We start from the raw sequence: 24,500 nt of genomic DNA, 5'->3' as shown, positions 1-24,500 counted from the left end.
CTCGGCAGGCTCCCGGCCGGTCGCGCGCCGGCCGGCCGCGTCGGCGCGGGCGAGCGGCCTCGTCGCCACTGCCTCGTTCGCGCTTTCCGCGCCGCTCGGCTAGCATCCGCGCCCGCGATGAGCGGCAGGGTCGGACGGGTCGTCCTCTGGCTGCTGGCGATCGGGCTGCTGGCCCTCGCCTGGCGGGCGCAGCTCGCCTTCCAGTACGACGACCAGCGCATCCTCTGGGGCTGGCGCACGCTCGGCGCAGTGGCGGCGCTGTTCGTCTGCTGGCGGCTGGCGCTGCGCGGCGCGGTGCCGGCGCGGCCGGCGCTGGCGCGGCGGGTCGAGGTCGGGCTGGCCCTGCTCGCCCTCGGACTCGGCGTCGGCTTCCGCCTGCTGCACGGCGCCACCGTTCCGCCGGGGATGAACCACGACGCCGCGTTCAACGGCATGTACGCGCTGCACATCCTGCAGGGCGCGCCGTACACGCCGTACGTGTCGGCGGCGTGGGGACGCGAGACGCTCTTCATGTACCTCTGCACGCCGCTGGTCGCCTGGCTCGGCAACCGGCCGGAGCCGATCCAGTGGGCGGCCACCCTGGTCGGCATCGCCACCCTGCCGGTGTTCTACGCCTTCGCCCGGGCGACGGTCGGCCCGCGCGTTGCCCTGCTCGGGCTGGCGCTGCTGGCGGTGTGCGGCTGGCACGTCCTGTTCTCGCGCGTCGGCTGGCGCATGATCATGGTGCCGCCGTTCGCGATGGCGGCGCTGCTCGGCCTGTGGGCCGGGCTGGCCGGCCGGCGCTGGGGCTGGCTGCTCGCCGGGGCGGCGGCGGCGGGGGCGATCTACACCTACGATGCCGGCCGGATGGTGCCGGTCATGATCGCGGCGCTGCTCGGCCTGGCGGCGCTGGCCACGCCGCGGCGCTGGCGGCACCACCTGTTCGGCGCCCTGGTGGCGCTCTTCACCTTCCTGCTCGTCGGGGCGCCGATGCTCCACTACGCCGCCACCCATCCGCAGCAGTTCTTCGGCCGCGCCGCCAACCTCGCCGGCAGCAGCGGCGAGGGGGTGCTGGCGACCATCGGCGACGCCCTCCTGATGTTCAACTACCGCGGCAACGGCAACGACTTCTTCGTCGACGAGCCGCTGCTCGAGCCGCTGCTCGCGGCGCTGTTCGGATTCGGCGCGCTGGTGACCCTGAGCCGCTGGCGCGGCGGCGCCGAGCGTTTCCTGCTCGGCGGCTTCGCGCTGGCGCTCCTGCCGGGCATCCTCGCGGTGCCGAACGGCAATCGCTGCATCATCGCGCTGCCCTTCGTCATCCTCTTCGCGGCGATCGGTCTCGCCGCGCTGCTCGACCTGTGCGCCGCGCTGCTGCCGCCGGCGGCGGCGCGCGGGGCGGCGGCGGCGCTGACGCTGGCCGTGATCGGCATCGCCGGTATCGAGACCTATCGCGAATTTCTCGGCCCGGCGCCGCGCCGCATCATCGGTTTCAGCCCCGAGGCGACGGCGGCGGGCGAGTACCTGCGCGGCTTCGGCGAGCGCTACAGCCGCTACGTCGTCGCCGAGGACTGGCCCGACTACACGCTCACCTATCTCTCGTACAACGGCGGCGGCTCGCCGCTCGAGAGCCACTACGTCCTCGGGCGGCGGCTGGAGGACATCGAGCCGCGCATCAACCGCTACGGGCGCAAGGGGCTGGTCTTCGCCACCGACCTCAAGCCCGCCGGCCGCGCCGCCTTCGAGCGCCTGTCGCGCCTGTTCGGCGAGCACCGCAGCGAGGCGATCACCAGCCGGCGCGCCGACGGCCGGCCGGTCGGCATGGCGCTGATCGTGGAGCCGCAGCACACGGCGCACAGCGGCCTGTTCTCCGACACCTCGCGCGTGCTGGCGGTCGGCGGCGACGGCGCGGCCACCGCCATGCGCTGCTTCCCCGCCGTCGGCCAGGCCCTCGGCTACACCGTGCGCCTGCAGCTCATGCGCCTGCAGGGCGCGGGCGCCGGCGGCGAGGTGGCGCTGCTCAGCGAGTGCCCGCCGCGCCTCGGACGGGCGCCGCTGGTCCTGACGCTGGGCTTCGGCGACGGCGGGCTCGAGGCGCGCGGCCGCACGACGGCGACGGTGGTGCCCGCGTCGGCGCTCGAGGCCGGGCGCTGGTACGAGCTGGTGATCGCGCTCGGCGGCGACGGGCGCGCGACCCTCTACGTCGACGGCGGCGCGCCGACGGTCCTGCCGCTGGCGGCGCCGGCATCGCGCCTGACCGGATTCGTGGTCAACGCCGCGCCGGGCATCCGCCTGTTCGTCGACGACGTCGCCGCGGCGCCCGGTCTCCTGTCACCGGGCGAGGCGCAGTGGAGCCCGGCGCGGCAGCCGTCGGAGCTGAACACCTTCGAGGAGGACTTCGAGACGACGCCGTTCGGCGCGGTCAGCGCCGACGCGCGCTGGCGCGGCATCAGCGGGGCGGTGTCGGCGGTCGCCAGCCCGGCCGGCTCGGCGCCCGAGGCGCCGGCGCCGGCGGATGCCAACAGCGCCTTCGACGGCGGCCAGGGCAGCGGGCCGGGCGAGCTCGATCAGCCGATCGGCATCGCCGTCGGACCGGGCGGGCGCCTATTCGTCGCCGACCGCAACAACCACCGCATCCAGTCGTTCGCCCGCGACGGCAGCTTCCTGCGCGCCTGGGGGGGACCGGGAGCGGGCCCGGGCCAGTTTCGCGAGCCGCACGACGTCGCCGCCGACGACGAGTTCGTCTACGTCGCCGACCTCTGGAACCAGCGCGTCCAGGCGTTCGACCGCGACGGCCAGCCGATGTTCACCATCACCGGCGCGCCGAGCCTCTCGAGCCCGCGCGGGCTCGCCGTGCGCGACCGCCGCATCTACATCGCCGAGGCGGCCGGCGGGCGGGTCACCGTCTACGATCGCGACGGGCACCTGCTCGCCACCTACGGCGAGAGCGGCGGCAGCGGCATCGGGCACCTGGTGGAACCGGTCGACGTCGCGGTGGCGCCGAACGGCGACGTCTGGGTCGTGAACTCGGGCAACAATCGCCTCGAGCGCTTCGCCGCCGACGGTCGCGCCATCGGCAGCATCCCCGTTCCCGGCTGGAGCGGCGAGCGCCTGAAGGAGGTCTACCTGGCGATCGACGACGACGGCATCCTCTACGTCGGCGACTGGGACGCCCAGGCGGTGCGCCGCTTCCGCCCCGACGGCAGCGAGCTGGCGCCGCTCGGCACCGCCATCAAGGAGCCGTCCGGCATCGCCCTCGACGGCGATCGCCTCCTCGTCGTGTCGCGCGGCGAGGACGTGGTGCGCGTCGTGCCGCTGCGCTGAGCGCGGGGCGCCCGGTCGCGTCAGGCGGCGCGGCGCTCCGCGTCGGCGCCGCGCGCCGCGCGCGTCACCTCGACGCAGCAGATGATCACCGCGCCGAAGACCAGCAGCAGGTAGTAGCGCGGCATGTAGTGGAGGTGCGGCATCAGCAGGCCGGGCACGAGGAACGCGGTGCCGCTGAAGAGCACGAGGAAGGCCAGGATGGCCAGTCCGGTCCTCAGCGAGCGCGCGATCACCAGCGCCCAGAGCAGGGCGGGGATCGCCAGCAGCCAGAACCAGCCCACCGACCACGAGCCGTGCTGGTTCCGCACCATCTCGGCCAGGAACTGCGCGTTCAGGTCGACGCCGGTCCGCAGGCGTTCGGAGAAGGTCAGCGGCGACACGCGCAGCATCAGGCTGGTGTTGCGGCCGTCGCCGACGAAGTAGTCGAGCCACACCTGGTGGGTGTCCCAATCGAAGTGGCACCACACCTGGAGCATGTGCATCGCGTAGGCGACGACGTAGGCGGCGATCGAGGCGAGGCCGATGCCGATGGCGCGCAGGCTGACGCCGTAGGCGGCGATGAGGACGCCGGCGATCAGCGCCGCATGGTACACCACCGCGTTGATCGAGCACCACGCCATGACGAAGGTGACCACCGGCAGCCACTGCCAGCGCCGGGAGACCGCGGCGAGCCCGGCGAGGAAGTAGCACCCGAAGGCCCACGAGTCGGTGAGCGGGTACGAGAGCCACTGGTAGTACCCGGGGGCGAACATCAGGGCGGCGCCGAGCGTGATCGCCAGCGCCAGCCCCGCCTGCCACGACGCCAGCGCCACGATGAGCACCAGCGCGGCGCTCGGGATCGCCATGCCGAGCTGGATCGCCAGTTTGGCGGGCAGGCCGACCCACTCGAACGCGGCCGCGACGTAGTGGGAGAACAGCGGGTGGTGGGTGATGTGGAAGATGCCGCAGGAGCTCTCGCGCTCCGGCCCGAAGGCGGTGGTCGCCATCACCGGGGTGCCGGTGGCGAAGGCATGGATCTCGGCGTAGGCGTAGGCGTTGGGATAGTCGTCGTACTGGCCGGCGGTGTTGGCGCGATACATGGTGAGCGCGAACACGGCGATCCCGAGCGTCCAGGCGACGAGCAGCCGCAGGGCGCGCGGCATGGCGGCGCGATGCGGCGCGGGCGTTTCGGGTGGCGAGTCGAGGGCGGGCACGAGCGGGGCTGGAATGATGAGCAGTGCGATCGTCTCACGTCGCAATGGCCGCAGGCTCTACCAGCGGTCGTGCGACCGGGTCAACGGTCCGCCTCTCATCGGCGCCGCGGCCCCCGATGCGCCGCCGCCGATCACGCCGGGTGGGTGGCGGATGCAGCAATTGCGAAACGCCCGTCATCGCTCCTCCTGAGGGCGCGTGCCGGCGGCGTCTCGACCGCGCGAGGAGCGGCGGCGGACGATCCGACCGGCGGCGGGATCGAGGACGCGTGGAGCGGGTACAACTCATCGCCGTGGCGGTCATGGTGGCGGCGCTGGCGCTGTTCGGGGTCGGCTACGTCGTCGACGGCGGCAGGGTGCGGGGCGGCGATGGCGCGCTCGGCGTCGCCGCGGGCGACGGCACCCGCGCCGCGGTGGGCATCGCGAACCACGGGTCCGAGACCCGCGGCGGCAGCCGCCGCGGCGGTGCCGGCGGCCTGCTCCCCGAGGAGCGGCGCGGCAAGCGCGGTGGATCCGGTGCCGACGCCGACGGCGGCGCCGCCGAGGTGATCGCCGGGGCGCGGCGCGGCGGCGCCGCGCTCGGGCGCAGCGGCAGCGGCCGCGGCACGGATGGTGCGGATGGCGCGCTCGCCAGCGAGCTGCTGGCGGCGCGGACGGGGACGTTGCCGCGCGCCGGCGGCGGGGCGGCGGCGCCGCACCACCCGGCGCAGTCGGTGGACGAGCCGGCGCCCGACGAGGCGCGCCGCGATCCCGGCGGGGTCCTGTTGTCGATCCCGCTCCAGGGCAGCATCGATCCAGCGCAGGGCGGCGATCCGACGCAGGCCGACGGCGTGGTGGTGGACCGCGACGCCGTCGAGTTCACCGAGCAGGCGCAGTACACCCTGCCCGCCGCGGGCCACGTCGACGGCGCGATGGGCACCATCGCCTTCGACATCCAACCGCACTGGGCGGGCAGCGACGAGACCAACAACTCGCTGCTGCAGATCCGCGACGAGCACCGGTGGGAGAACAACCTGCAGATCGTGAAGAACTACAACGCGCTGCGCTTCATCATCATCGATTCGAGCGGCGTCGAGACCAACGTCAACGTCTACATCGACGGCTGGCAGCCGAACCAGGTGCACCGGGTGACGGCGACCTGGGGCGAGGCGCTGATGGCGCTCTACGTCGACGGCCAGCCGGTCGGTCAGACGACGTTGCCCAACGACCTGGTGTTCCGCGACTCGACCCCGATCCACGTCGGCTCCGACTTCCCCGGCAGCCAGTACGTCGGCGCCAACGGCCGCATCAGCAACCTGACCATCTACGGCCGCCCGCTCGCCGCCGACGAGATCCACTGACCGGGCGGCGGCGGGCGCGCGGCGACCGGCCGTCCCGCGCTGGCCCCGCGGCGCTCACTCCGCCTGGCGCGGCGGCACCGGTGGCGGCGCCGCGGCGGCGGCCGCCGGGCCGCGCGCCCGGGCGACGATGTACACCGGGCGGCCTTTGATCTCGTCGAAGATGGTCGCGATGTACTCGCCGATCAGACCCAGGAAGAGCAGTTGGCAGCCGCCGAGGAAGGTCGTCACGAGGACGATCGACGCCCATCCGGGGATGACGAAGCGGGCGAGAAAGATGTAGGCGAACACCGCGTAGGCGCCGTAGGTGAGGCTGAGCCCGCTGACGATGAGGCCGAGCAGCGAGGCGACCTTGAGGGGCACCTTGGAGAACGAGATGATGCCGGTGCGGGCGAAGCGCAGCATCTTGCCGAGCGGGTAGTTGCTCTGTCCGGCGAAGCGCGGCGGGGCATCGAACTCGATGCAGGCGTAGCGAAAGCCGACCCAGGAGACGAGCCCGCGGACGAAGCGGTCGCGTTCGCGCAGGTCGCGCTTGAACACCTCGAGCACCGGGCGCGAGAGCAGGCGGAAGTCGGACGCCATCGGCTCGATGCGGGTCGGCGACAGCATGTTGAGCATGGCGTAGAAGGCGTGCGCCGTGGCGCGCTTGAACCAGCTCACGTCGGCGATCTCGCGCCGCGCCGCCTGCACGATGTCGTAGCCCTGCTCCCAGCGCGCCACCAGCTCGGGGATCAGCGACGGCGGGTGCTGCATGTCGCAGTCGAGGCAGATCATGGCGTCGCCGTCGGCGTGATCCATGCCCGCGGTGAGCGCCGCCTGGTGGCCGAAATTGCGCGACAGGTGGATGACCGTGATCCGATCCGGATGCTGCGTCTGCAGCGCATCGAGCAGCGCCGGCGTGCCGTCGGTGGCGCCGTCGCAGACCAGGATGAGCTGCGACGCGTAGGGCAGGGTGTCGAGCACCGCGAGCGTCGCCTGCGCGAAGTGCACGATGCCCTCCTGCTCGTTGTACACGGGCGAGACGACGACCAGGCGGCCGCGTGTCATCGATGGACGGTCCACACGCGGCCCCCTTCCGGGTTGAGCAGGTACACGGCGCCGCCGGCGGCGCGGACGCGCGCCGACTTGCCGATCTTGATACGGCCGAGATCGGCGCTCGGGTCCGCCGCCATCAAGCGCGTCCCCTCCGCGTCGTAGACGTCGACGGCGCCGCCGCCCGGCAGCAGCAGCCGTTCGGGGCCGTCGAAGGCGACGCCGGGGGAGGTCGAGCTCGTCGCCAGCTCGCCCACGAACTGCGGTCGCAGCTCGCCGCGCGGGGTGCGCAGGCGCAGGGCCCGGCCGTTCGGCTGCAGCACCACCATGTCGCCCTCGGGCGTGAAGGCGAAGCTGGAGGGCGAGAAGAAGTGGCCGGGCCCGCCCTCGAAGGTGCGCACCTCCTCGACGAGCTCGCCGCTGCGGCTGAACACGGCGATCGAATCGCGGTGCGGAATGGTCGCCAGCAGGTGATCGCCCCAGAACGCGATCTGCGTCTCCCACACGAACCAGACGTGATCCCAGGAGCCGAGGCGGCGGCCGTCGGGCGCCAGCAGGATCACCTGGCGGCCGAACAGGATCGCCACCGTCCCGTCGTCGGCGACGCTCATCGTGCCGGGATCCATCTCCGGCGGCGCGCCGATGTCCCAGGAACCGATCGGCGTGCCGTCCGGCGTGTACTTCTGCAGGTACCAACGCCCCTCGACCATGGCCGCGAGATGGAGCGTGCCGTCCGGACCGATGGCGAGATCCGCCGAGCGGCTGCCCAGCTTGAGCAGCGGCTTGGCGTCCGGGTAGCCGGGATAGGTGCGCACCGGCGGCGCCGCCGCGGCGGGCAGGGCGGCGACCTGCGGGCTGGTGAAGCGATCGGGCGCCAGTGCCGCCGGCGCCGGCGCGTCCGGCCGCGACGCCGCGATGCGCAGCGGCAGGGCGCACGCCGACGGGTCCGGGATCTCGAGCGAGAGGCGGTGGACCCCGGCGAGGAGCGGCGTCCGCTCCTCGCCGGCGGTGTCGCGGTCGTCGATGCGCAGCCGCGCGCCGGCGCACGGCGGCTGCAATTCGAAGGCGTACCAACTGTCGCCGTCGAGCCAGAGGCCGCCCGCGAGCGCGGCCGCGGGGGCGGGCGGCGCGTCCTCGGCGACCACGTGCTCGGTCACGTCGGCGAGGACGTCCGGCGCCGGCGTGGCGGCGCTGCGCAGCAGCGGGGCGCGCAGGGCGATGCTGTCGGCGAGGTCGATGGTCACCACGGCGATGTGTCGCTGGTCGCGCGGGCTGACGTAGTCGGCGACCGCCGCGGCGGGATACAGCGCGCGCACCAGATCGAGCTGCCACTGGTTGGTGGGGTCGACGAAGAAGACGTAGCTGATCCGCCGCGGGTGATGGGCGGCGCGCGCCGCCTCGATCTCGGCCGGGGTGAAGACCAGCGAATACGCCGCGTCGTTGAACGTGCACGTCGGCTCCAGGGCGACGGCGAGCCAATTGCCGTCGTCGGGGACCTGCTGCACGCACCAGGGGGCGCGCACGAAGCGGTCGCCGTCGGTGAACTGCAGCAGGCTGATGAAGGGCCGCGGCAGGTTCAGGAAGACCGTGTCGCTGTCGCGCAGGGCCGGCAGCAGGAAGCGGCCGTAGTCGGCGAAGATCACCGGCTGCATCGGCAGCCGGAAGTGCGAGACGGTGTTGGTGAGGACGACGATCGCCAGGGCGACCGCCGCCAGGCCGGTGGCCAGGTCGGCGATGCGCCGGCCGGCGCCCTGGCGGATGCCGCGGATGGCGGCGGCGACGAACACCGTGCCGATGACGTGCGCCGCCGGGAACAGCATGCTCATGCGGCGCGGCGTCGCGTCGCGGCTCATGATGCCGCCGAGGAGCGACAGCGCCAGCCAGACCAGCAGCAGCCACGCCCGCGGGTCGCGCAACTGCCCCAGCAGGTAGCCGACCCCCAGCGCCAGCAGGACGACCAGCCCGACGTTCATGGTCGTGGCGTGCGGGTTCACCTGCGAGCGGATGTACCAGTGGCCGAAGCCATCGGTGGTCAGGAAGGTCATGTCGCGCACCGTGCGCATCAGGCCTTCCCCCATGGAGGCGGCCTGCTGGCGAACCAGCTCGAGCGGCGAGGCCCGCGAGAAATCGCCCTGGCGCGTCCACGCCGTGCCGCCGTAGATCTGCGCCGGGTGCCGGAACTGGTAGTTGTCGGTCAGGACGCCCAGCAGCAGCGTCAGGTGGAACCACCAGGCGACCAGCCCGAGCGCGAGAATGGGCAGCACGAACCAGAGCTTGCGCCAGGCGCCGCGGACGAACACCGCGGCGTGTCCGGCGACCGCGATGGGCAACAGGAACATCGCCAGACTGGTGGTGTAGAAGTAGCGCGATGCGGGCATGAGCAGCGCCGCGGCGAGCGCCGAGCGCAGCGAGAAGCGCGCCGCCAGCCAGTAGCAGACGTGCAGGCTGACCAGCGCCAGCACGGCCACCGGCGAGAAGAACCCGTTCTCGCTGCGCGACCAGAAGAGCTGGTCGGGCGCGGTGGCGAAGATCACCGCCGCCAGCACGGCCGGCCCGACGCCGGCGATGCGGCGCACGAACCAGTACATGAGCAGCGTCGCGACGACCCCCCACAGCACGGGGGCCATGCGCAGGGTGAAGACGGAAGAGCCGAAGAGGTGGAAGATCGCCCATTGCGGCAGCAGGTGGACGGCGCCCGGATTGGTCGTGAGGAAGGTGTAGCGGTAGTACTGCGCCACCCCCGCCAGGGTCCGGCTCTGCGCCCACGAGTCGACCATCTCGAGGTCGAGGAAGTCGGAGAGCTCGGTCAGCGCCCAGGTGCGGAACAGCAGCGCGACGAGGCCGATGGCGATGACGATGGCGCACTCGGCGGGCCAACTCGGCTGCCAGCTTCCCGCCATGCCGGCGCCGGCGTCGGCGCCGAACGGCGGGAACCCGGCCAGGCGGCGCATCGGCCGCCGCCACCCGTAGGCGGCGGCGGCGAAGACCGCGAGCAGGTAGACGTAGGCGCCGAGCGGCGTCGCGTCCATCAGCAGCAGGGCCTGGCCCCAGACCCCGAGCAGCAGCACGGCGCAGGGGGCGAGGACGGCGCGCGGCAGGCGGCGGGTGGCGACGGCCGCGCCGAGCACGATCAGCAGCACGCCGCCGGTGAGGCTGCCGGCGACCGCGGCGGGGTGGCGTTCGAGCCAGTCGCTCGCCTTCGCGCCGCCCTCGCGCAGCCACAGGAAGAGGGGATCGAACAGCCCGAGGATGCGGACGTTCGCCGCCTCCTGCGCCCGCCCGACCAGCACCGCGATCCCGTACGCGAGCAGCACGACGGCGAGGATCGCCAGCGCTCCCGGCCAGTGCCGCCGCGGGGTGTCGCGTCCGGCCGTCGTCGTCGCTGCGTCTGCTCCCGCCACCGCCACCGGCTCGCGTTCAGCCCTCGCGCCGCGGGACGGCGAGCATGCTGAGGAAGAAGGAGGAGAACACCGTCTGCGCGCCGACGATCATCAGCGTCGAGGCCTGCAGCGCCGGCCGCACGGCGTCGAGCGTCTCGCGGCCGCTGGCCAGCCAGCGCACGAGGATGGCGCCGTCGATGAGGAATCCGGCGAGGAAGATGACGCCGCCCAGCAGCAGGCCGCGTTCGAGGCTGAAGTGGCGCAGCAGCGTGCGCAGGGTGCGATCCGGGGCGTAGAGCCGGGCGGCGTGCGAATAGGCCTTGGCGAACAGGCCGGTGGTCACGATCTGGTAGCCGAGCACGGTGAGCAGGCTGCCGAGCACCATGTAGTGGACGTCGAAGGTGAGCCCGAACAGGTGCCGCGCGCCGCCGCCGAGGGCGGTGAGCGGGATCAGGCCGAGCGCCATGCAGCACAGGCCGGGCAGCACGAAGAGGTGCGTCGGCGAGAACAGCAGCATGAAGCGCAGGTGGCGCCAGCCGTCGCGGAACGAGCGCAGGTGCGGCGGCCGGCTGCGGCCGTCGCGGCGCAGGGTGATCGGGATCTCGCTGATCCGCAGGTCGGCGAGCGCCGCCTTGATGATCATCTCCGAGGCGAACTCCATGCCGAGGGTCTGCAGGTGCATGCGCCGGTAGGCGCGCTTGGTGAAGGCGCGCATGCCGCAGTGGGCGTCGGAGACGCCGGCGCGGAACAGCAGGTTGAGCAGGCCGGTGAGGATCGGGTTGCCGATCCAGCGGTGGTGCCAGGGCATGGCCCCCGGCTCGATGGTGCCGCGGATGCGGGTGCCCATGACGACGTCGCTGCCGGCGCGCAGCCCGTCGATGAAGCGCTCGAGGTCGGTGAGGTCGTAGGAGTCGTCGGCGTCGGCCATGATGATGAACGGCGCCCGCGCCTCCTCGGCGCCGCGCATCAGCGCGCTGCCGTAGCCGCGTCGGCCCTCGTGGACGACGCGCGCCCCGCAGCGGGCGGCGATCGCCGGCGAGCCGTCGCTCGAGCCGTTGTCGACCACGATCACCTCGCCGCGCAGGCCGAGGCGCTCGAGCGTCGCCACCGCCTTGGTGACGCAGGCCTCCATGGTCTCGGCCTCGTTGAGGCACGGCAGGATGACCGAGACCTCCACGGCGGGCTCCGCGGCCGACGGCAACGCCTCCATCATGGCCGCCGGACCATAGCCAAGAACCCTCGCGGAGGCCACAGAGCGGGCGCGGCGACAGGGCGCGGCGCTGGGCGCGGCGCTGGGCATTTACGCCGCCCACGTCGGAGCGCTAAGAAGCGGCCGCGGCCGTTCCGGCCGTCCAGCAGCGGGAGGACAGCATGGGATTGCTCGATGCACTGGTCGGCAACGCGGCGGGTCTCGGGGTCGGCGACCGCGCGCCGGCGTTCACGCTCGCGGATCAGGACGGCCGGTCCGTCAGCCTGGCGGACTTCGCCGGGCGCAAGAACGTCGTCGTCTACTTCTACCCCAAGGACGACACGCCGGGCTGCACCAAGGAGTCGTGCAGCTTCCGCGACCAGTACACGGCCTTCACCGACGTCGGCGCCGAGGTGATCGGGATCAGCAGCGACTCGCAGCAGTCGCACAAGCAGTTCGCCGAGAAGTACCGGCTGCCGTTCCCGCTCCTGGCGGACGTCGGGGGCGAGGTGCGCCGGCAGTTCAAGGTGCCGAAGTCGCTCGGCCTGCTGCCCGGCCGCGTCACCTTCGTGATCGACAAGCAGGGCGTCATCCGCCACGTCTTCAACTCGCAGCTCAACGCCACCAAGCACGTCGACGAGGCCATCGGCGTGCTCCGGACGCTCGGCTGAGGGCGCGACCGCTCAGGGCCGCGGCGCCGGCGTGGCGCCGCGTTCGAGCGTCGCCAGCGCGGCGGCGACCCGTCGGGCGTCGGTCGGCGGATCGACGTCGCGTTCGATCTGGCGGATGGTCAGGTGCGGGTCGATGATGAACGTCCAGCGCTTGGCGACGGTCAGCAGGGGCATCTTGGCGCCGTACCGCTCGGCGACGGCGCCGTCGGGATCGGCGAGCAGCGTGAACGAGAGCTGCTCGTCCTGGTGGAACCGGGCCTGCGCCTCCACCGTGTCGGTGCTGATGCCGAACACCTCGGCGCCGCGCTCGCGAATCGCCGCCAGGCCGTCGCGGAATCCGTCCGCCTGCTTGGTGCAGCCGGGCGTTCCCGCCCTGGGATAGAAGTACAGCACGGTCCACTGGCCGGCGCGCTGGGCGAGATCGAAGTCGGCGCCGTCCTGCGTCTTGGCGCGGAACACCGGCGCCGGGTCGCCCGGCTTCAGCTCGCCGCCGGCCGCGGCCTGCGCCGACAGCAGCAGGCAGGCCAGCGCGGTGATCGCTCGCCGGGTCGCGCGCATGGCGTCCGTTGTAGCCTGGAAGGCGGGCCGGCGGAAGGTCGCGCCGCCGTGTCGCTCGGCGGCGGGAATTGCTATCGACCGCGCGATGCGGATCCTGACCGTGACCCACTACCAACTGCCGCACTGGGGTGGGATCGAGCTGACGGCGGCGGCGCTGCACGCCCGCTATCCGCGCCTCGGGCACGAGTCGGTGTGGCTGTCGAGCGATCTGCCGGCGGCGGCGCCGAGCGCCGGCCAGGTGCGCGTGGCGGCCTCCGACCTGCCCTTCCGCGCCGCCGGCGTCGCCTATCCGCTGTGGGGGCGCGAGGCGGCGCGCGCCGTGCGCCGCTGGGTGGAGTGGTGCGACGTCGTCAATCCGCACGACTGCCTGTACCCGGGCACGCTGCTGGCGCTGCGCTGGGCGCGCCGGCTCGGCAAGCCGTTGGTGCTCACCCAACACGCGGGGCCGTGGCCGTTCTACCGCAGCCGTGTGCTGCGCGGCATCCAGCTCGGCGCCTACCACACGCTCGGCCTGGCGGTGCACCGGCGGGTCCGCCAGGCGGTGTTCATCTCGCGCGCCGTCCAGCAGTGGTTCGCGGCGCACGTCGCCTATCCGCTGCCGCCGCGCTTCATCGCCAACGGGGTCGACGCGGCGCTCTTCTCCTTCGGCGACGCCGCGGCGCGCCGCGCCGCCCGCCAGCGGCTCGACCTGCCGCTGGACCGGCGCGTCGCCCTCTACGTCGGCCGCTTCCTCTTCATGAAGGGGCTGCCGGTGCTCGAGCAGGTGGCGCGGGCGCTGCCGGAGGTCCTCTTCGTCCTCATCGGCGCCGGGCCGATCGACCCCACCGCCTGGGGGCTGCGCAACGTGCGCGTCGTGCCGGTGGTGCCGCAGGCGGCGCTGCGCGAGTGGTACCGGGCCGGCGACGTGCTGGTGCTGCCGTCCACCGGCGAGGGCTTCCCGCTCAGCGTCGCCGAGGCGATGGCCTGCGGCTGCCCGGCGATCGTGTCGCCCGAGACCTACGCGGCCTGGGCCGACGGACGGGAGCACTTCCTGGTCGCCGAGCCGCGGCCGACGGCCGATGCCGTGCGCGCCCTGCTCGCCGGTTCGACGCCGCTGCTCGCCGCCGACGCGCGCGCCGCCGTCGCCGCCTACGCCGCCGCGCACTGGAGCTGGGATCACGCCGCCGCCGCCTACGCGGCGCTGTTCGCGGCGATGGCCGGGCGCGGCGCGCCATCCGCCTAGCGCTCTGACGAGTCGCGTCGCGCGCGCCGCGGCCGCTCGCCACGTCGCCCGTCGCCTGCGCATCATCACCTCGGCGGCGAGGTCGACAGCGACTCCACATGCGAGCTGAACGCCGCGCGCGGCGCGGCGTCTAGCGCGCTGCGTCACCGCGGCGCGAGAGGCGGGGAATTCGCCACGCAGGTGACGGCGCGCTGCGCTGGCGCGATCGTCACGCGTGCGCGCACTTCAACGCGTTGCGTCACGCGCGTGACGACGGCGACGGCGAAAAGCCCAATGGCCGCCGTCGGCGCGCGGGATCGCGGGTCCTGCGCGGACGCATGGCACAGGCGGTGCACTTTCCCTGGCGCAGTTCCAACGCGCGCCCATGACCGCTCGCCGATGCCTGATCGTTCTGCTGTTCGCCTGCCTGGTCCCACGACTGGTCGTTGCCGAGGCGCGACTACAGGCGAGCGGAACGCGCGTCGACGTCGAGCAGCATCTGATGGCGCTCGAGCGCGGCGCGGTGCGCCTCGGCCCGCCGGCGGACGAGGCGCCGGTGCGCGTCGTGCTCGGCTTCGCCTGGCGCGATCGCGCCGCGCTCGAGGAGCTCGTGCGCGCGGTGCACGATCCGCGCTCGCCGCGGTACCAGCAGTTCCTCGGCGCGCGCGAGTTCGCCCGCCGCTTCGCGCCGCGCGCGGCGCAGGTGGCGGCGGCGGCGCGCTTCCTGCGCCGCCACGGCCTGCGCATCATCGAGATCGCCCCGTCGCGGCTGCAGGTGACCGCGGAGGGGCCGGCGGTCCGCGTCGCGCAGACGCTGCGCACCGGGCTGCTGCAGATCCGCGACAGCCGCGGCGTGCACACCGTCACCGCCGCCCCGCCGCAGGTGCCGGAGGAGCTGGGGGCGCAGGTGGTCGCGGTCGGCGCCGCCGCGGCGCTGGCGCCCCCCGATCCCGGCCCCGATCGGCCCGGCATCGCGGCGGCGCCCTTCGGGCCGGCGGCGATCGCGCAGCTCTACGGCTTCGACGCCCTGTACGCCGACGGCGTGCGCGGCGAGGACGCGCGGCGGGCGACGATCGCCATCGCCACCGCCTACGAGTTCGACCCGGCCGACCTGACGGCGTTCTGGCGGGCGCACGGGATCGCCCGCGACCTGTCCTCGGTGGAGCTCATTCCGGTCGCCGGCGCGCAGGCGCCGGTGGCGGCGAGCGCCGGCGATCGGATGGAGACGACGCTCGACGTCGAATGGGCCTCGGCCATGGCCCCGGGCTCGCGGGTGCTGGTGTACGCCGGCACCGACGCCATCAGCACGACGCTGCTGCGCGCCTACGACCGCATCGTCGCCGACAATCGCGCCGCCGTGCTCACCACCAGTTGGGGCCGCTGCGAGACCGATTACCCGCGCTCCTACCTGAGCCAGGTCGACGCGATCTTCCTGCGCGCCGCCGCCCAGGGCATCACCGTCATCGCCGCCTCCGGCGACGACGGCGCCTTCGCCTGCGGCGGCGGGGCGCCCGGCGTCAGCTTCCCGGCCTCGCATCCGTACGTGCTGGCGGTCGGCGGCACGGCGCTGCGCCCGCGCGGCGACGGCTTCGACGAGACGGCCTGGCCCGGCAGCGGCGGCGGCGCCAGCACCCGCTTCGCCGCGCCGCAGTGGCAGATGCACCCCAGCCCGCAGCGGCTGCTCGCCGACGTCGCCTTCAACGCCGATCTCGGCAGCGGCTACCTGATGCTCAGCGACGGCGGGTGGCTGGCCGCCGGCGGCACCAGCGTCGGGGCGCCGATCTGGGCGGCGCTGGTGGCGCTCGCCAACCAGGCGCGCGCCCGCGCGGGGCGCGGCACGCTCGGCCTGGCGGCGCCGCAGCTCTGCGAGCTGGCGCTCACCGACGCCCTGTCGCCGGCGCCGTTCGTCGACGTGGTGTCCGGCGACAACGGCGCCTTCGCCGCCGGGCCGGGGTGGGACTTCCCGACCGGCTGGGGCTCCCCGCGCGCCCGCGCCCTGGTGGATGCGCTGGCGCATTGGGCGCCGGCGGCCGACGGCCGCGGCGGCGTGGCGACGATCATCCCGCTGGCGGCGACCGCCGCCGGCGTCTCCGGCGCGGTGCGCATGCGCTTCCAGCGCCGCTGCGCCAGCACCGCCATCGACCTGCACGCGCGCGACCTGGCGCCCGGCCGCTACACGGTCTGGGTGGACGACACGCCGGTGGCCAGCTTCGACACCGACGGGCGGGGCAACGCCATTCTCGGCGTGCCGCAGGTGGACCTGCGCGGCTGCCGCGTGCAGCTCACCGACGACGCCGGCGAGGTGCGCTTCACGCTGCCCGGCGACGCGCCGCCGGACGTCGACGACGAGGAGCTGAGCGCCACCCTGAGCAACACCGGCGTCAGCCCCGGCGCGCGCGGCGCCGTCTACTACCGCGGCGGCGGCGGACGCGAGCAGCTCACCGTCGAAACGCGGCAGCTCCCGGCCGGCGTCTACGACGTCCGCCTCGGCAGCGAGACGATCGGCACGCTGAAGGTGGCCACCGCCGGCACGTCGGTGACGGCGCGCTTCGACACCCTCGGCATCACCGGCGCGACCCTCCCCGTCAGCCCGATCTGCAAGCCGCTGCTGCTGGTGCGCGGCGGCTCGGCGTACCTGCGGAGCACCGCCGACGCCCTGACGCCCGGCGAATGCGCGGGCGGCCAGCGCCGACGCTGAGCCCCGCTACGCGCCCGGCGCGCGGGTGAAGCGCCCGTCGCGCGCCACCGCGACCGCGCGGCCGACGAACTCCTCGCGGGTCATGGACTCGAGCAGCGGGCGATCGTCGGAGCGCGCCACGGTGCGCGCCCCGCTTGGCGTGTCGCAAATGGCGACGGCGTGCGTCGGGTGCTCGCGCAGGTAGACGACGGTATAGCCGACGATGGTCGCCGGGCCCTCGTAGTCGCCGTCGAGCGGCAGCGGCGGATCCGCCGCCGCGACCGCGGCGGTGACGTCCTCGAACTGGTAGCCGCGCGGGTTGGCGGCGTTGGCCAGCACCACGCATCCCTGCTTGCCGAAGATGCCGCTGAGATTGGCCACCAGCCCGGCGCGCCGGCTCGCGCCGTCCTCGCGCAGCACCTCGACCATGCGCGCCACGCCCTCGAGGCTGAAGTGGTTGTACGGACCGCCGGCGAAGGGCATCGCGCCGGTGACGGTGAGCGGGCACACGCCGTCGAGCCGCAGGTCGCGGGCGAAGGACTGGATCGCCGCCGGAAAGCAACTGTAGAGCTCGGCGGCGGCGAGATCGGTGGTCGCCAGCCCGGCGAGGGCGAGCGCCCGCTCGCCGCAGCGCACCGTGCCGAGGTGGCTGTGCAACTGCCGCTGCTGGGCGAGGACGACGACGTGGCGCGACTCGGCGGCGGCGAGCGGGAAGATCCAGCGCCCGCGGTCGAGGCCGAGCTGCGCCGCGCGCCCCGCCGCGCAGACGAGGATGGCGACGCCCTGGTTGACGTTCCACTGGGTGCAGTGGCGCTTGGTGTAGGGGAACGCCAGCATCGTGTTCTTCGCCGTCGGGTCGCGGATCTCCGCCGCCGACATGGGGTCGCGCCGCCAGGCGTGCGGGTTGGCGGCGGCGATCTCGCTGAAGTGGCTGTAGAGCGCGGCGACGCGATCGCGGTGGGTCTCGATGTCGAGGCCCTGGGCGTGGCGCAGCGCCGATTCGATGATGGCGAAGAGCTCGACCGGCAGGTGCAGGCCGCGCTGCCCCTCGAGGTCGCTGCAGAAGGGGTCGCTCGACGTGAGGAAGCGGTCGGGCGGCGGCGTGTCCTCCGCCTGCTCGGTCTCCGGCGCCGGCTGGCCGCTGATCATGCTGCGCAGGGCGCGGTACTGCGCCTCGCCGCCGGTGACGACGCCGAGCGTCTGCTCGCCGGCGGCGATCGCCCGGCACAGGTCGTTCAGCGGCGTCAGTTGCAGGACGCCGAGGTCGGAGACGATGCTGGTCGCCGTCGGGCAGCCCAGCGCCGCGGCGACCAGCCGCCCCGGGTTGCGGTACTGCCACATGCCCTGCGTCACCGCGATCGACTCGAGCTGCGTGGCCAGCGCCGGGGCGCCGCCGGCGTCGGCGACCGCGGCGCGCACGGCGCGCACCATGAGCTGGTAGGGCTCGAGGCAGCGGCTGGGATCGTCCTCGCGCTCCTGGTGGAAGCCGACGCCGACGATCACCGGCGTCGTCGGCGCCAGATCGGAGGGGCTCATTCGCCGGTGTAGACGGGCTTGCGCTTCTCGGCGAAGGCCTTCATGCCCTCGCGCGCGTCGCGGGTGCCGAAGATCGGGCTGCCCACCTCGAGCTCGCGCGCCAGCGCCTCGGCCTCGGGGACGCTCTCGTCCACCTCGCGCAGCATGCGCATCAGGGCGCGGATCGACAGCGGCCCGTTCTCGCACACCACCTGCGCCACCTTGCGCGCCTCGGCCAGCGCCTGTCCCTTGGGCACGATGCGGCCGATGAGGCCGAAGTCGAGCGCCTCCCTGGCCGTCACGTGGCGGCCGGTGAGCAGGATCTCGGCGGCCAGCGTGTAGGGGATCTGGCGGCGCAGGCGGACGCTGGAGCCGCCGAGCGGAAAGAGGCCGCGGCGCGCCTCGGTGACGCCGAACACGGCGTCCTCGGCGGCGATGCGGATGTCGGTGCCCTGCAGGATCTCGGTGCCGCCGGCGACCGCGAAGCCCTCGACCGCGGTGATGATCGGCTTGAGCGGCCGGTTGTGGCGCAGCAGCGCCTGCCAGTGGATGTCCGGCACCTCGGACATGAGGCGCATGAACTCGTCGTCGGACTCGCCGGCGCCCATCGCCTTGAGGTCGGCGCCGGCGCAGAAGACGTCGCCGCGGCCGGTCAGGATGGCGACCCGCAGCTCGCGGTCCTCGTCGAGCTGGCGCCACGCCTTGTACATGCCGGCCAGCATGCCGGGGCTGAGCGCGTTCTTCGCCTCCGGTCGATTGAGGGTGATCGTCAGCACGTGACCGTCGCGCTCGATCAGACAGTGGTCGGTGTTCATCGCAGAGCTCCTCTCGCAGGGATCCCCGGCTCGGGGCACGGGACGGCGCTGAGTAGCAGCTCGCGCCGGCATTGCTCCAGCGCCGCGCGCCCGCCGCGACCCGTGCGGCATTGCCGCTGGCGCCGGAATCCATCGCCGCGTGACGCGTCGCGTCGCGCACCCGGACGGCGAAGCGGCGACGAGACGCGCCGCCGCATCTGGCACGGCCGATGCTCGGTTTTCCTGGTCAGGAAAGGAGAATCGAGATGCTCTCCGCATATGTCGCCAGCCTGTGGCAGAGCGACCCGTTGAGCGGGGTGCTCAGCTTCGGCAGCGGAGGACTGCTCGCCTGGATGCTGCTGGCGGCCATGGTCGGCATGATGATCGCCAGCCTGCGCGAGCACGCCGACGCGCGATCGCTCTGACCGCGGCGTCGCGTCCCGGCACGGTGGTCGGTGCTGGCGGGCCCGCCGGCGCCTCACGGCGCCGGCACGCGCGCCAACCGGTTCTCGAGGTCGCTGATGACCAGCGTGTCGGTGCGCGGGTCGTAGGCGATGCCCATCGGGCGGTCGAAGGGCAGGGCGGGATCGTCGCCGCCCTGGATCTCCTTCACCACGCCGCCCTTGGCGTGGTAGGCGCGGATGAGCTGCCGGGTCGGCACGGTCACCCAGATGGTGCCGTCGGGCGCGACCGCGACGTGCGGCTCGGAGAACACCTTCTGCTCCCAGCCGTCGACCGGGAAGGCGCCGATCAGCGCCCCGTCGCGGTCGAAGATCTGCAGGCGCGCATTGCCGTTGTCGACGACGTAGACCTTGCCGGTCTTGTCCACGGCGAGGCCGACCGGTTCGGTGAACTGGCCCTGCTCCTTGCCGAGGCTGCCCCAGGCGCGATCCTCGACCCCGTCCGGGGTGAAGCGGCGCACCTTGTGGTTGCCGGTGTCGGCCAGGTAGACGGCGCCGTTCGGCCCGACGGCGATGCCGCGCGGCCCGTAGTACTTGTCGGTCCACTCGCGCAGGTACTCGCCGTCGGGCGAGAACACCTGCACGCGCTGGTTCCAGGTGTCGGCGACGTAGACGCTGCCGTCGGGGCCGACCGCGACGTCGCCGGGCTGCTTGAACTGCGCCGGCAGGTCGCCGTGCGAGCCCCATTCCTTCACGAAGCCGAAATCGGGGTCGAACTTCTGGATGCGGTCGTTGCCGAAGTCGGCGACGTAGACGTTGCCCGCGCCGTCCAGCGCCAGGCCGCGCGGCTGGCTCAGTTGCCCGGGCGCGCCCTGGACCTTGACCTCCTCGCCCTCCGGCACCGGCGGCACTTCCTGGATGGCGTTCACCGGGATGGCGCCGGCGTACTGGCCCTCGACCGCGAAGACGGTGACGCCGGGGTTGGTGTAGATCGGCTTCAGCAGGTCGTTCCATTCCTGGAAGCGCTTGAGGTTGCCGCCGCTGTAGGCGCGGCGCTCGACGCCGCCGACGTAGACCAGCGCGATGTGGTACTTGCGCAGGATCTCCGCCGCCACCTGCTTGCTGTCGGTGGTGTAGAGCCGCTTCAGGTCGTCCTTGCGCTTGTTGATGTCCGGCCAGCGCTGGGCGCGCTGGCTGACGTGGTAGTCCCAGCCGAGGACGATCGGCAGGCCGGTGTTCATCGCCACCCGCGCGTAGTCCTGGTACGACGGGCCGTACGCTTCCGCGACCACCGGGATGCCGGCGACGTTGTCGTTCAGCCACTCGTAGGCGGCGCGCTCGAGCGGCGCCTGCTCGGCGAGATAGGCGGTGCCGTCGAGGGTCGGCTCCGGCGTCGGCACGCGATCGGTGCGCACCACCGCCCAGATGCCGCTGACGGCGGTGAACGTCGCCAGCGCCAGCAGCACCACCAGGCCGAGCTGCCAGGCGCGGCGCAGCGCCGGCCGGCGGATCAGGCCGCGCCACAGCTCGGCGGTGGCGGCGGCACTGCCTGCCGCGAACAGGAACCAGGCCTCGAGGTAGAATTTGAAGATGGTGTTCATGCGATCCCAGACGAACACCATGTCGGTGCCGGCGGTGATCGCGAAGGCGAAGGCGAGCATGCTGACCGCGACCCGCTGCGTCGAGGTGAGGCCGCGCTGGATGGCCACCGAGAACGAGAGGACGGCGAGGATCGCCAGGCCGAGGCGCAGCGAGCCGCGCAGCCCGAAGGGCAGCAGGTGCGCGACCGCCGGCACCGAGGCCAGCCAGCAGGCGAGCACGGTCAGGGCGACCAGCCACATCGCCAGCCGGCGGCCGAACCCCAGCGGCTGCTCGACCGGCCGCAGGGCGCGCCGCCAGAGCGCGAACACGAAGGGGATGGCGATGAAGAGGAAGAGGCCGAAGATGTTGGCGAAGTCCCAGGCGTTGGCGAACGACTGATCCTCGAGGCCGAAGTTGCGCGGCGGCGGGCTGAAGTCGCGCCAGAACGGCAGGAACAGCAGGTAGGCGAGGCCCACCAGCAGGCCGGTCAGGATCGTCGGCGCCGGCAGCAGCACGAGGACGAACAGCCCCGCCGCGCCGGCCAGGGCTGCCGGCAGCAGGCGCGCCGCGAGCGGATCGCCGACCTGCTCGATCAGCCACGGCGGCGGTTGCGGCATCGCCAGCTTGGCGGCGACCAGGCCGGCGGCGACCAGGCCGAGGACCCCGAGCAGCGCCACCCGTCCGCGGCCGAACGACGACTGGGCCAGCGCCGTGCAGCCGAGGAGGAACGGGAAGAACAGGATGTAGGTCGGCGAGCTCCAGCCGTTGGTCACCATGATGGCGCCGAGGAGGAAGCCGAGCAGGACGACGGTGGCCAGCGGGCTGATGACCGCCGGCGCGTCGCTGCGCCGCACCCACCACACCGCCAGGGCGAGGAAGCTGAGCGAGAACGGCATCACCAGCACGTGCGCGTGCAGGTCGGCGAACAGGAAGCTCCAGAACGGGTATTCGTTGATGGTGTCCTTGATCACCCGCGAGGTCGCCCACCAGTAGTCGAAGTTGATGACGTGGCGGGCCAGCACCTCGCGCAGCCCGGCGAGGTTGCCGATGAGCACGACGAAGACCGCGCACAGCAGGCCGATGCCGCGCCGGCCGCCGATCGCCCCGCCGAGCGCGAAGGCGGCGCTGGCGGTGAGGGCGCCGAAGAGCGCGATGCCGAGGTTGAACACCAGGCCGGGGTGGATGTTGCCGACCTTGCCGAGGGCGGCGACGACGTAGTGCCCGAAGTAGGTGTAGTGCAGCGTCGAGCCCGAGAACCACGGCTCCGGCGGCGGCAGCGTCGTGGTGCGCATCAGCGCGTTGAGGAACGAGAAGTCCATCGGCTTCTCGCCCCAGAAGATCTCCGGGTTGAAGGCGCGCACCAGCAGGAACAGCAGGAAGCTGCCCCAGAAGAGCAGCTCGGTCGGCGCCCACTCGCCGCTCGGCTCGTCGCCGCGGCCGCGCCGCCAGGCGAGGGCGCCCCACAGCAGCAGCCCGCCGAGGGTCGCGGCCAGCGTGCCGCGGGTGAACGCCGCCTGGCCGGTGCTGACCAGCAGCCAGGGGATGTAGGCGAAGAGCAGGATGCCGAAGACCTTGGCCAGGCCGTAGACCCCGGGCACCGGCAGGGCGCGGCGCAGGATGGCGAAGCCGGCGACTCCGAGCAGCTCGACGATCAGCGCGAACCAGAGCAGCGCCGGCACGCTGGCGCGGATGGGGCTCGCCGGCTCGCTGGTGCCGCCGACCCGGTTGGCCTCGGCCAGCAGCAGGTCGGTGCGGGTCAGCTTCTTCGACGGCATGCCGTGCATGATCTTCTCGTACAGCTCGTCCGCCGAGAGGCGGCCGGTGTTCTCGAAGATCAGCACCTTCGGGTGGTCGTAGACGGTGATCGATTCGTCGGCGAGCTCGTCCGGCGCCTCCAGGCCGAGCAGCTCGGGGCGCGAGGCGTGGTCGTAGACCAGCGTGAAGCCGAGATCGCCGGCGAAGAGCTGGTAGAAGTAGTTGTTGGCGATCGGGTACTTCTGCGGCGCCATGGTGAGCGCGCCGTAGAGCCGCTTGGTCTGGAAGGCGATGTAGTCGGCGGCGGCGAGGCGGTTGGCGATGTCGCGCCATTTTCCGGGGGTGTCGGGCTCGTAGTACGGCAGGTCGTCGACCTTGTACTTGCCCGGGTTCTGCCCCGGCAGCGGCAGCGGAAAGCCCTCGTCCCAGTGCTGGGTGACGATCACCTTGCCCGGCGGCACGTTGCGATAGAGCCACTCCGAGGCGGTCACCACCGTGTGCGGCCGGGTGTAGATCGACAGGAACGCCAGCGCCGCCAGGCCGGTGGCGATCGCCACCCCCCACATCGCGATCCGCCCGAGCAGTGAGCGCTGGGCGGCGCGCCACAGGAACGCCGCCGCCCACAGGATCATGATCGGGTAGATCGGCAGCAGGTAGCGGACGAACTTCACGTCGAAGGAGCCGGTGATGAGGAAGAACGGCAGCACCCACGCCAGCAGCACGGCGTCGGTGGCGGAGCGTTCGCGGACCGCCCCGACCACCCGCGCCGCGGTCGCCCAGATGGCGGCGATCGCCAGCGGCGGCGTCATGCCCCACCAGAACATCTGGGTCAGGTCGTAGTAGTACTTCACCACCCCGATGTACTGGTTGGTGTACGGCAGGCGGCCGGCTTCGCGCACCATGCCGCTCTGCTCGGTGATGTCGCGGGCGTAGTTGGCGAAGTCGAGGATCGCGTACGGCTGTCCGGCGGCGAAGGCCGCGGCCAGGCAGACGACGGCGAGCAGGCCGCGGCCGGCGACCCGCAGGAAGCCGTCGCGCGGGATGCGCACCAGGCCGGCGACGGCGAGCGGCGCGAGCAGCGGCAGGGCGCTGAACTTGGTCGCGGCGGCGAAGCCGATCGCCAGGCCGGCGTAGACGTAGTCGCGCGTCCAGCCGCGCTGGACGATCCCGATCATGCAGTACAGCGCCAGGGTGACCAGGAAGGTGAGGAAGATGTCGGTGGTGCCGTAGTGCGAGTTCTGCACGTGCAGCACGCAGGCGGCGAGCAGGAAGCCGGCGAGCAGCCCGACCGAGCGGTTGTAGAGGCGGGCCCCGAGCACGGTGAGCAGCAGCACCGTCAGCGTGCCGATGACGCCGCTGACGGCGCGCCCGGTCATCATGACGCCGTCGTAGTTCGCCATCCGCGGGTCGATGTTGCTGAGCAGGCTGCTGACGGCGCGGTTGACGTAGAACGGGAACGAGCCGTAGGCGAAGAAGTGCGGGTTGAGCTGCAGCGGCTGGAACGACAGCTCCCCGACGGCGAAGGCGATGCGCCGTTCGTCGGGGTGGAAGAAGTGCTTGTCGTCGAAATCGAGCCCGACCAGCCGCACCGCGGCCGCGAAGACCAGCAGGGCGACGAGCCAGAGACGCAGCCGACTGGGTGAGCTGGGCGAGCTACTCATGGCAGGCAAGACAATTGCGTCGCCTTATACGGATCGGAGTGGCGATGCAAAGAAGCCCCGCGCACCGCGGACCCGCGCCGAGGCGCGCGAGGTCGAGAGCACCGGCGGGGCCGGACTCGACCGCCCGCTTCCGGCCGTCAGATCCCGAGCAACCGCTCCCGGTCGTCCGCGCCGAGGCGGTCGATCTCCACGAACCGTGACGCGACGACCGGGTCGCCGCCCCGCGGCGGCACCGTCGCCCGTCTCGCCGGGATCCTC

The 24,500-nt window shown here is 73.1% G+C and carries 14 protein-coding genes; 6 read left to right on the top strand and 8 right to left on the bottom strand.

Going from position 1 to position 24,500, the window contains the following annotated elements; all coding sequences use genetic code 11:
- Positions 1 to 117: 117 nt before the first annotated feature.
- Positions 118 to 3,300: an NHL repeat-containing protein gene (locus tag KF840_15875; protein ID MBX3026387.1), complete on the top strand. Its 3,183-nt coding sequence runs from the start codon at positions 118 to 120 to the stop codon at positions 3,298 to 3,300.
- Between the two features lie 20 nt (positions 3,301 to 3,320).
- Here the strand turns inward: KF840_15875 and KF840_15870 are convergent, their stop codons facing one another.
- The gene (locus tag KF840_15870) at positions 3,321 to 4,538 is read right to left on the bottom strand and encodes a hypothetical protein (GenBank protein MBX3026386.1); all 1,218 of its coding nucleotides are present in this window, start codon (positions 4,536 to 4,538) and stop codon (positions 3,321 to 3,323) included.
- 221 nt (positions 4,539 to 4,759) lie between these two features.
- Here KF840_15870 and KF840_15865 point away from each other — a divergent pair, with 221 nt between their 5' ends.
- Complete coding sequence (locus KF840_15865) at positions 4,760 to 5,830, top strand: LamG domain-containing protein (protein ID MBX3026385.1); 1,071 nt, start codon at positions 4,760 to 4,762, stop codon at positions 5,828 to 5,830.
- A gap of 54 nt (positions 5,831 to 5,884) precedes the next feature.
- Here the strand turns inward: KF840_15865 and KF840_15860 are convergent, their stop codons facing one another.
- From KF840_15860 to KF840_15850, 3 genes are read right to left on the bottom strand one after another with little or no spacing between them, the layout of a single operon-like run.
- Positions 5,885 to 6,874: a glycosyltransferase family 2 protein gene (locus KF840_15860; protein ID MBX3026384.1), complete on the bottom strand. Its 990-nt coding sequence runs from the start codon at positions 6,872 to 6,874 to the stop codon at positions 5,885 to 5,887.
- Complete coding sequence (locus tag KF840_15855) at positions 6,871 to 10,260, bottom strand: glycosyltransferase family 39 protein (protein MBX3026383.1); 3,390 nt, start codon at positions 10,258 to 10,260, stop codon at positions 6,871 to 6,873. Before KF840_15855 ends, KF840_15860 begins: the two co-directional genes overlap by 4 nt.
- 16 nt (positions 10,261 to 10,276) lie before the next feature.
- Complete coding sequence (locus KF840_15850) at positions 10,277 to 11,452, bottom strand: glycosyltransferase (protein ID MBX3026382.1); 1,176 nt, start codon at positions 11,450 to 11,452, stop codon at positions 10,277 to 10,279.
- 158 nt (positions 11,453 to 11,610) lie between these two features.
- On the opposite strand from KF840_15850, the gene KF840_15845 reads away from it, so the two are divergent.
- Positions 11,611 to 12,099, top strand: a complete 489-nt coding sequence (locus tag KF840_15845; protein ID MBX3026381.1) for a peroxiredoxin — start codon at positions 11,611 to 11,613, stop codon at positions 12,097 to 12,099.
- Positions 12,100 to 12,111: 12 nt separating this feature from the next.
- On the opposite strand, the gene KF840_15840 is transcribed toward KF840_15845, so the two are convergent.
- The gene (locus tag KF840_15840; protein ID MBX3026380.1) at positions 12,112 to 12,657 is read right to left on the bottom strand and encodes a peroxiredoxin; all 546 of its coding nucleotides are present in this window, start codon (positions 12,655 to 12,657) and stop codon (positions 12,112 to 12,114) included.
- A gap of 85 nt (positions 12,658 to 12,742) precedes the next feature.
- Between KF840_15840 and KF840_15835 the strand changes: the two genes are divergently transcribed.
- A complete protein-coding gene (locus KF840_15835; GenBank protein ID MBX3026379.1) occupies positions 12,743 to 13,879 on the top strand; it encodes a glycosyltransferase family 4 protein in 1,137 nt (378 codons plus the stop codon).
- A gap of 364 nt (positions 13,880 to 14,243) precedes the next feature.
- A complete protein-coding gene (locus KF840_15830; GenBank protein MBX3026378.1) occupies positions 14,244 to 16,556 on the top strand; it encodes a hypothetical protein in 2,313 nt (770 codons plus the stop codon).
- A 6-nt stretch (positions 16,557 to 16,562) separates the two neighbouring features.
- Here the strand turns inward: KF840_15830 and KF840_15825 are convergent, their stop codons facing one another.
- Together KF840_15825 and KF840_15820 are read right to left on the bottom strand one after the other, a co-directional pair.
- Positions 16,563 to 18,071: a hypothetical protein gene (locus KF840_15825; protein ID MBX3026377.1), complete on the bottom strand. Its 1,509-nt coding sequence runs from the start codon at positions 18,069 to 18,071 to the stop codon at positions 16,563 to 16,565.
- The gene (locus KF840_15820) at positions 18,068 to 18,865 is read right to left on the bottom strand and encodes a crotonase/enoyl-CoA hydratase family protein (GenBank protein MBX3026376.1); all 798 of its coding nucleotides are present in this window, start codon (positions 18,863 to 18,865) and stop codon (positions 18,068 to 18,070) included. The genes KF840_15825 and KF840_15820 overlap by 4 nt, the downstream gene beginning before the upstream one ends.
- Positions 18,866 to 19,110: 245 nt before the next feature.
- Between KF840_15820 and KF840_15815 the strand changes: the two genes are divergently transcribed.
- Positions 19,111 to 19,269, top strand: a complete 159-nt coding sequence (locus KF840_15815; protein ID MBX3026375.1) for a hypothetical protein — start codon at positions 19,111 to 19,113, stop codon at positions 19,267 to 19,269.
- Positions 19,270 to 19,322: 53 nt separating this feature from the next.
- On the opposite strand, the gene KF840_15810 is transcribed toward KF840_15815, so the two are convergent.
- On the bottom strand, positions 19,323 to 24,242 hold the full coding sequence (locus KF840_15810; protein MBX3026374.1) for a glycosyltransferase family 39 protein: 4,920 nt from the start codon (positions 24,240 to 24,242) through the stop codon (positions 19,323 to 19,325).
- Positions 24,243 to 24,500 lie beyond the last annotated feature (258 nt).

The organism is bacterium (assembly GCA_019637795.1).
GTDB lineage: Bacteria > Desulfobacterota > Binatia > HRBIN30 > CADEER01 > JAHBUY01.
Note: the sequence above shows the minus strand (reverse complement) of the source record. Positions and strands in the feature narration are given on the sequence as shown.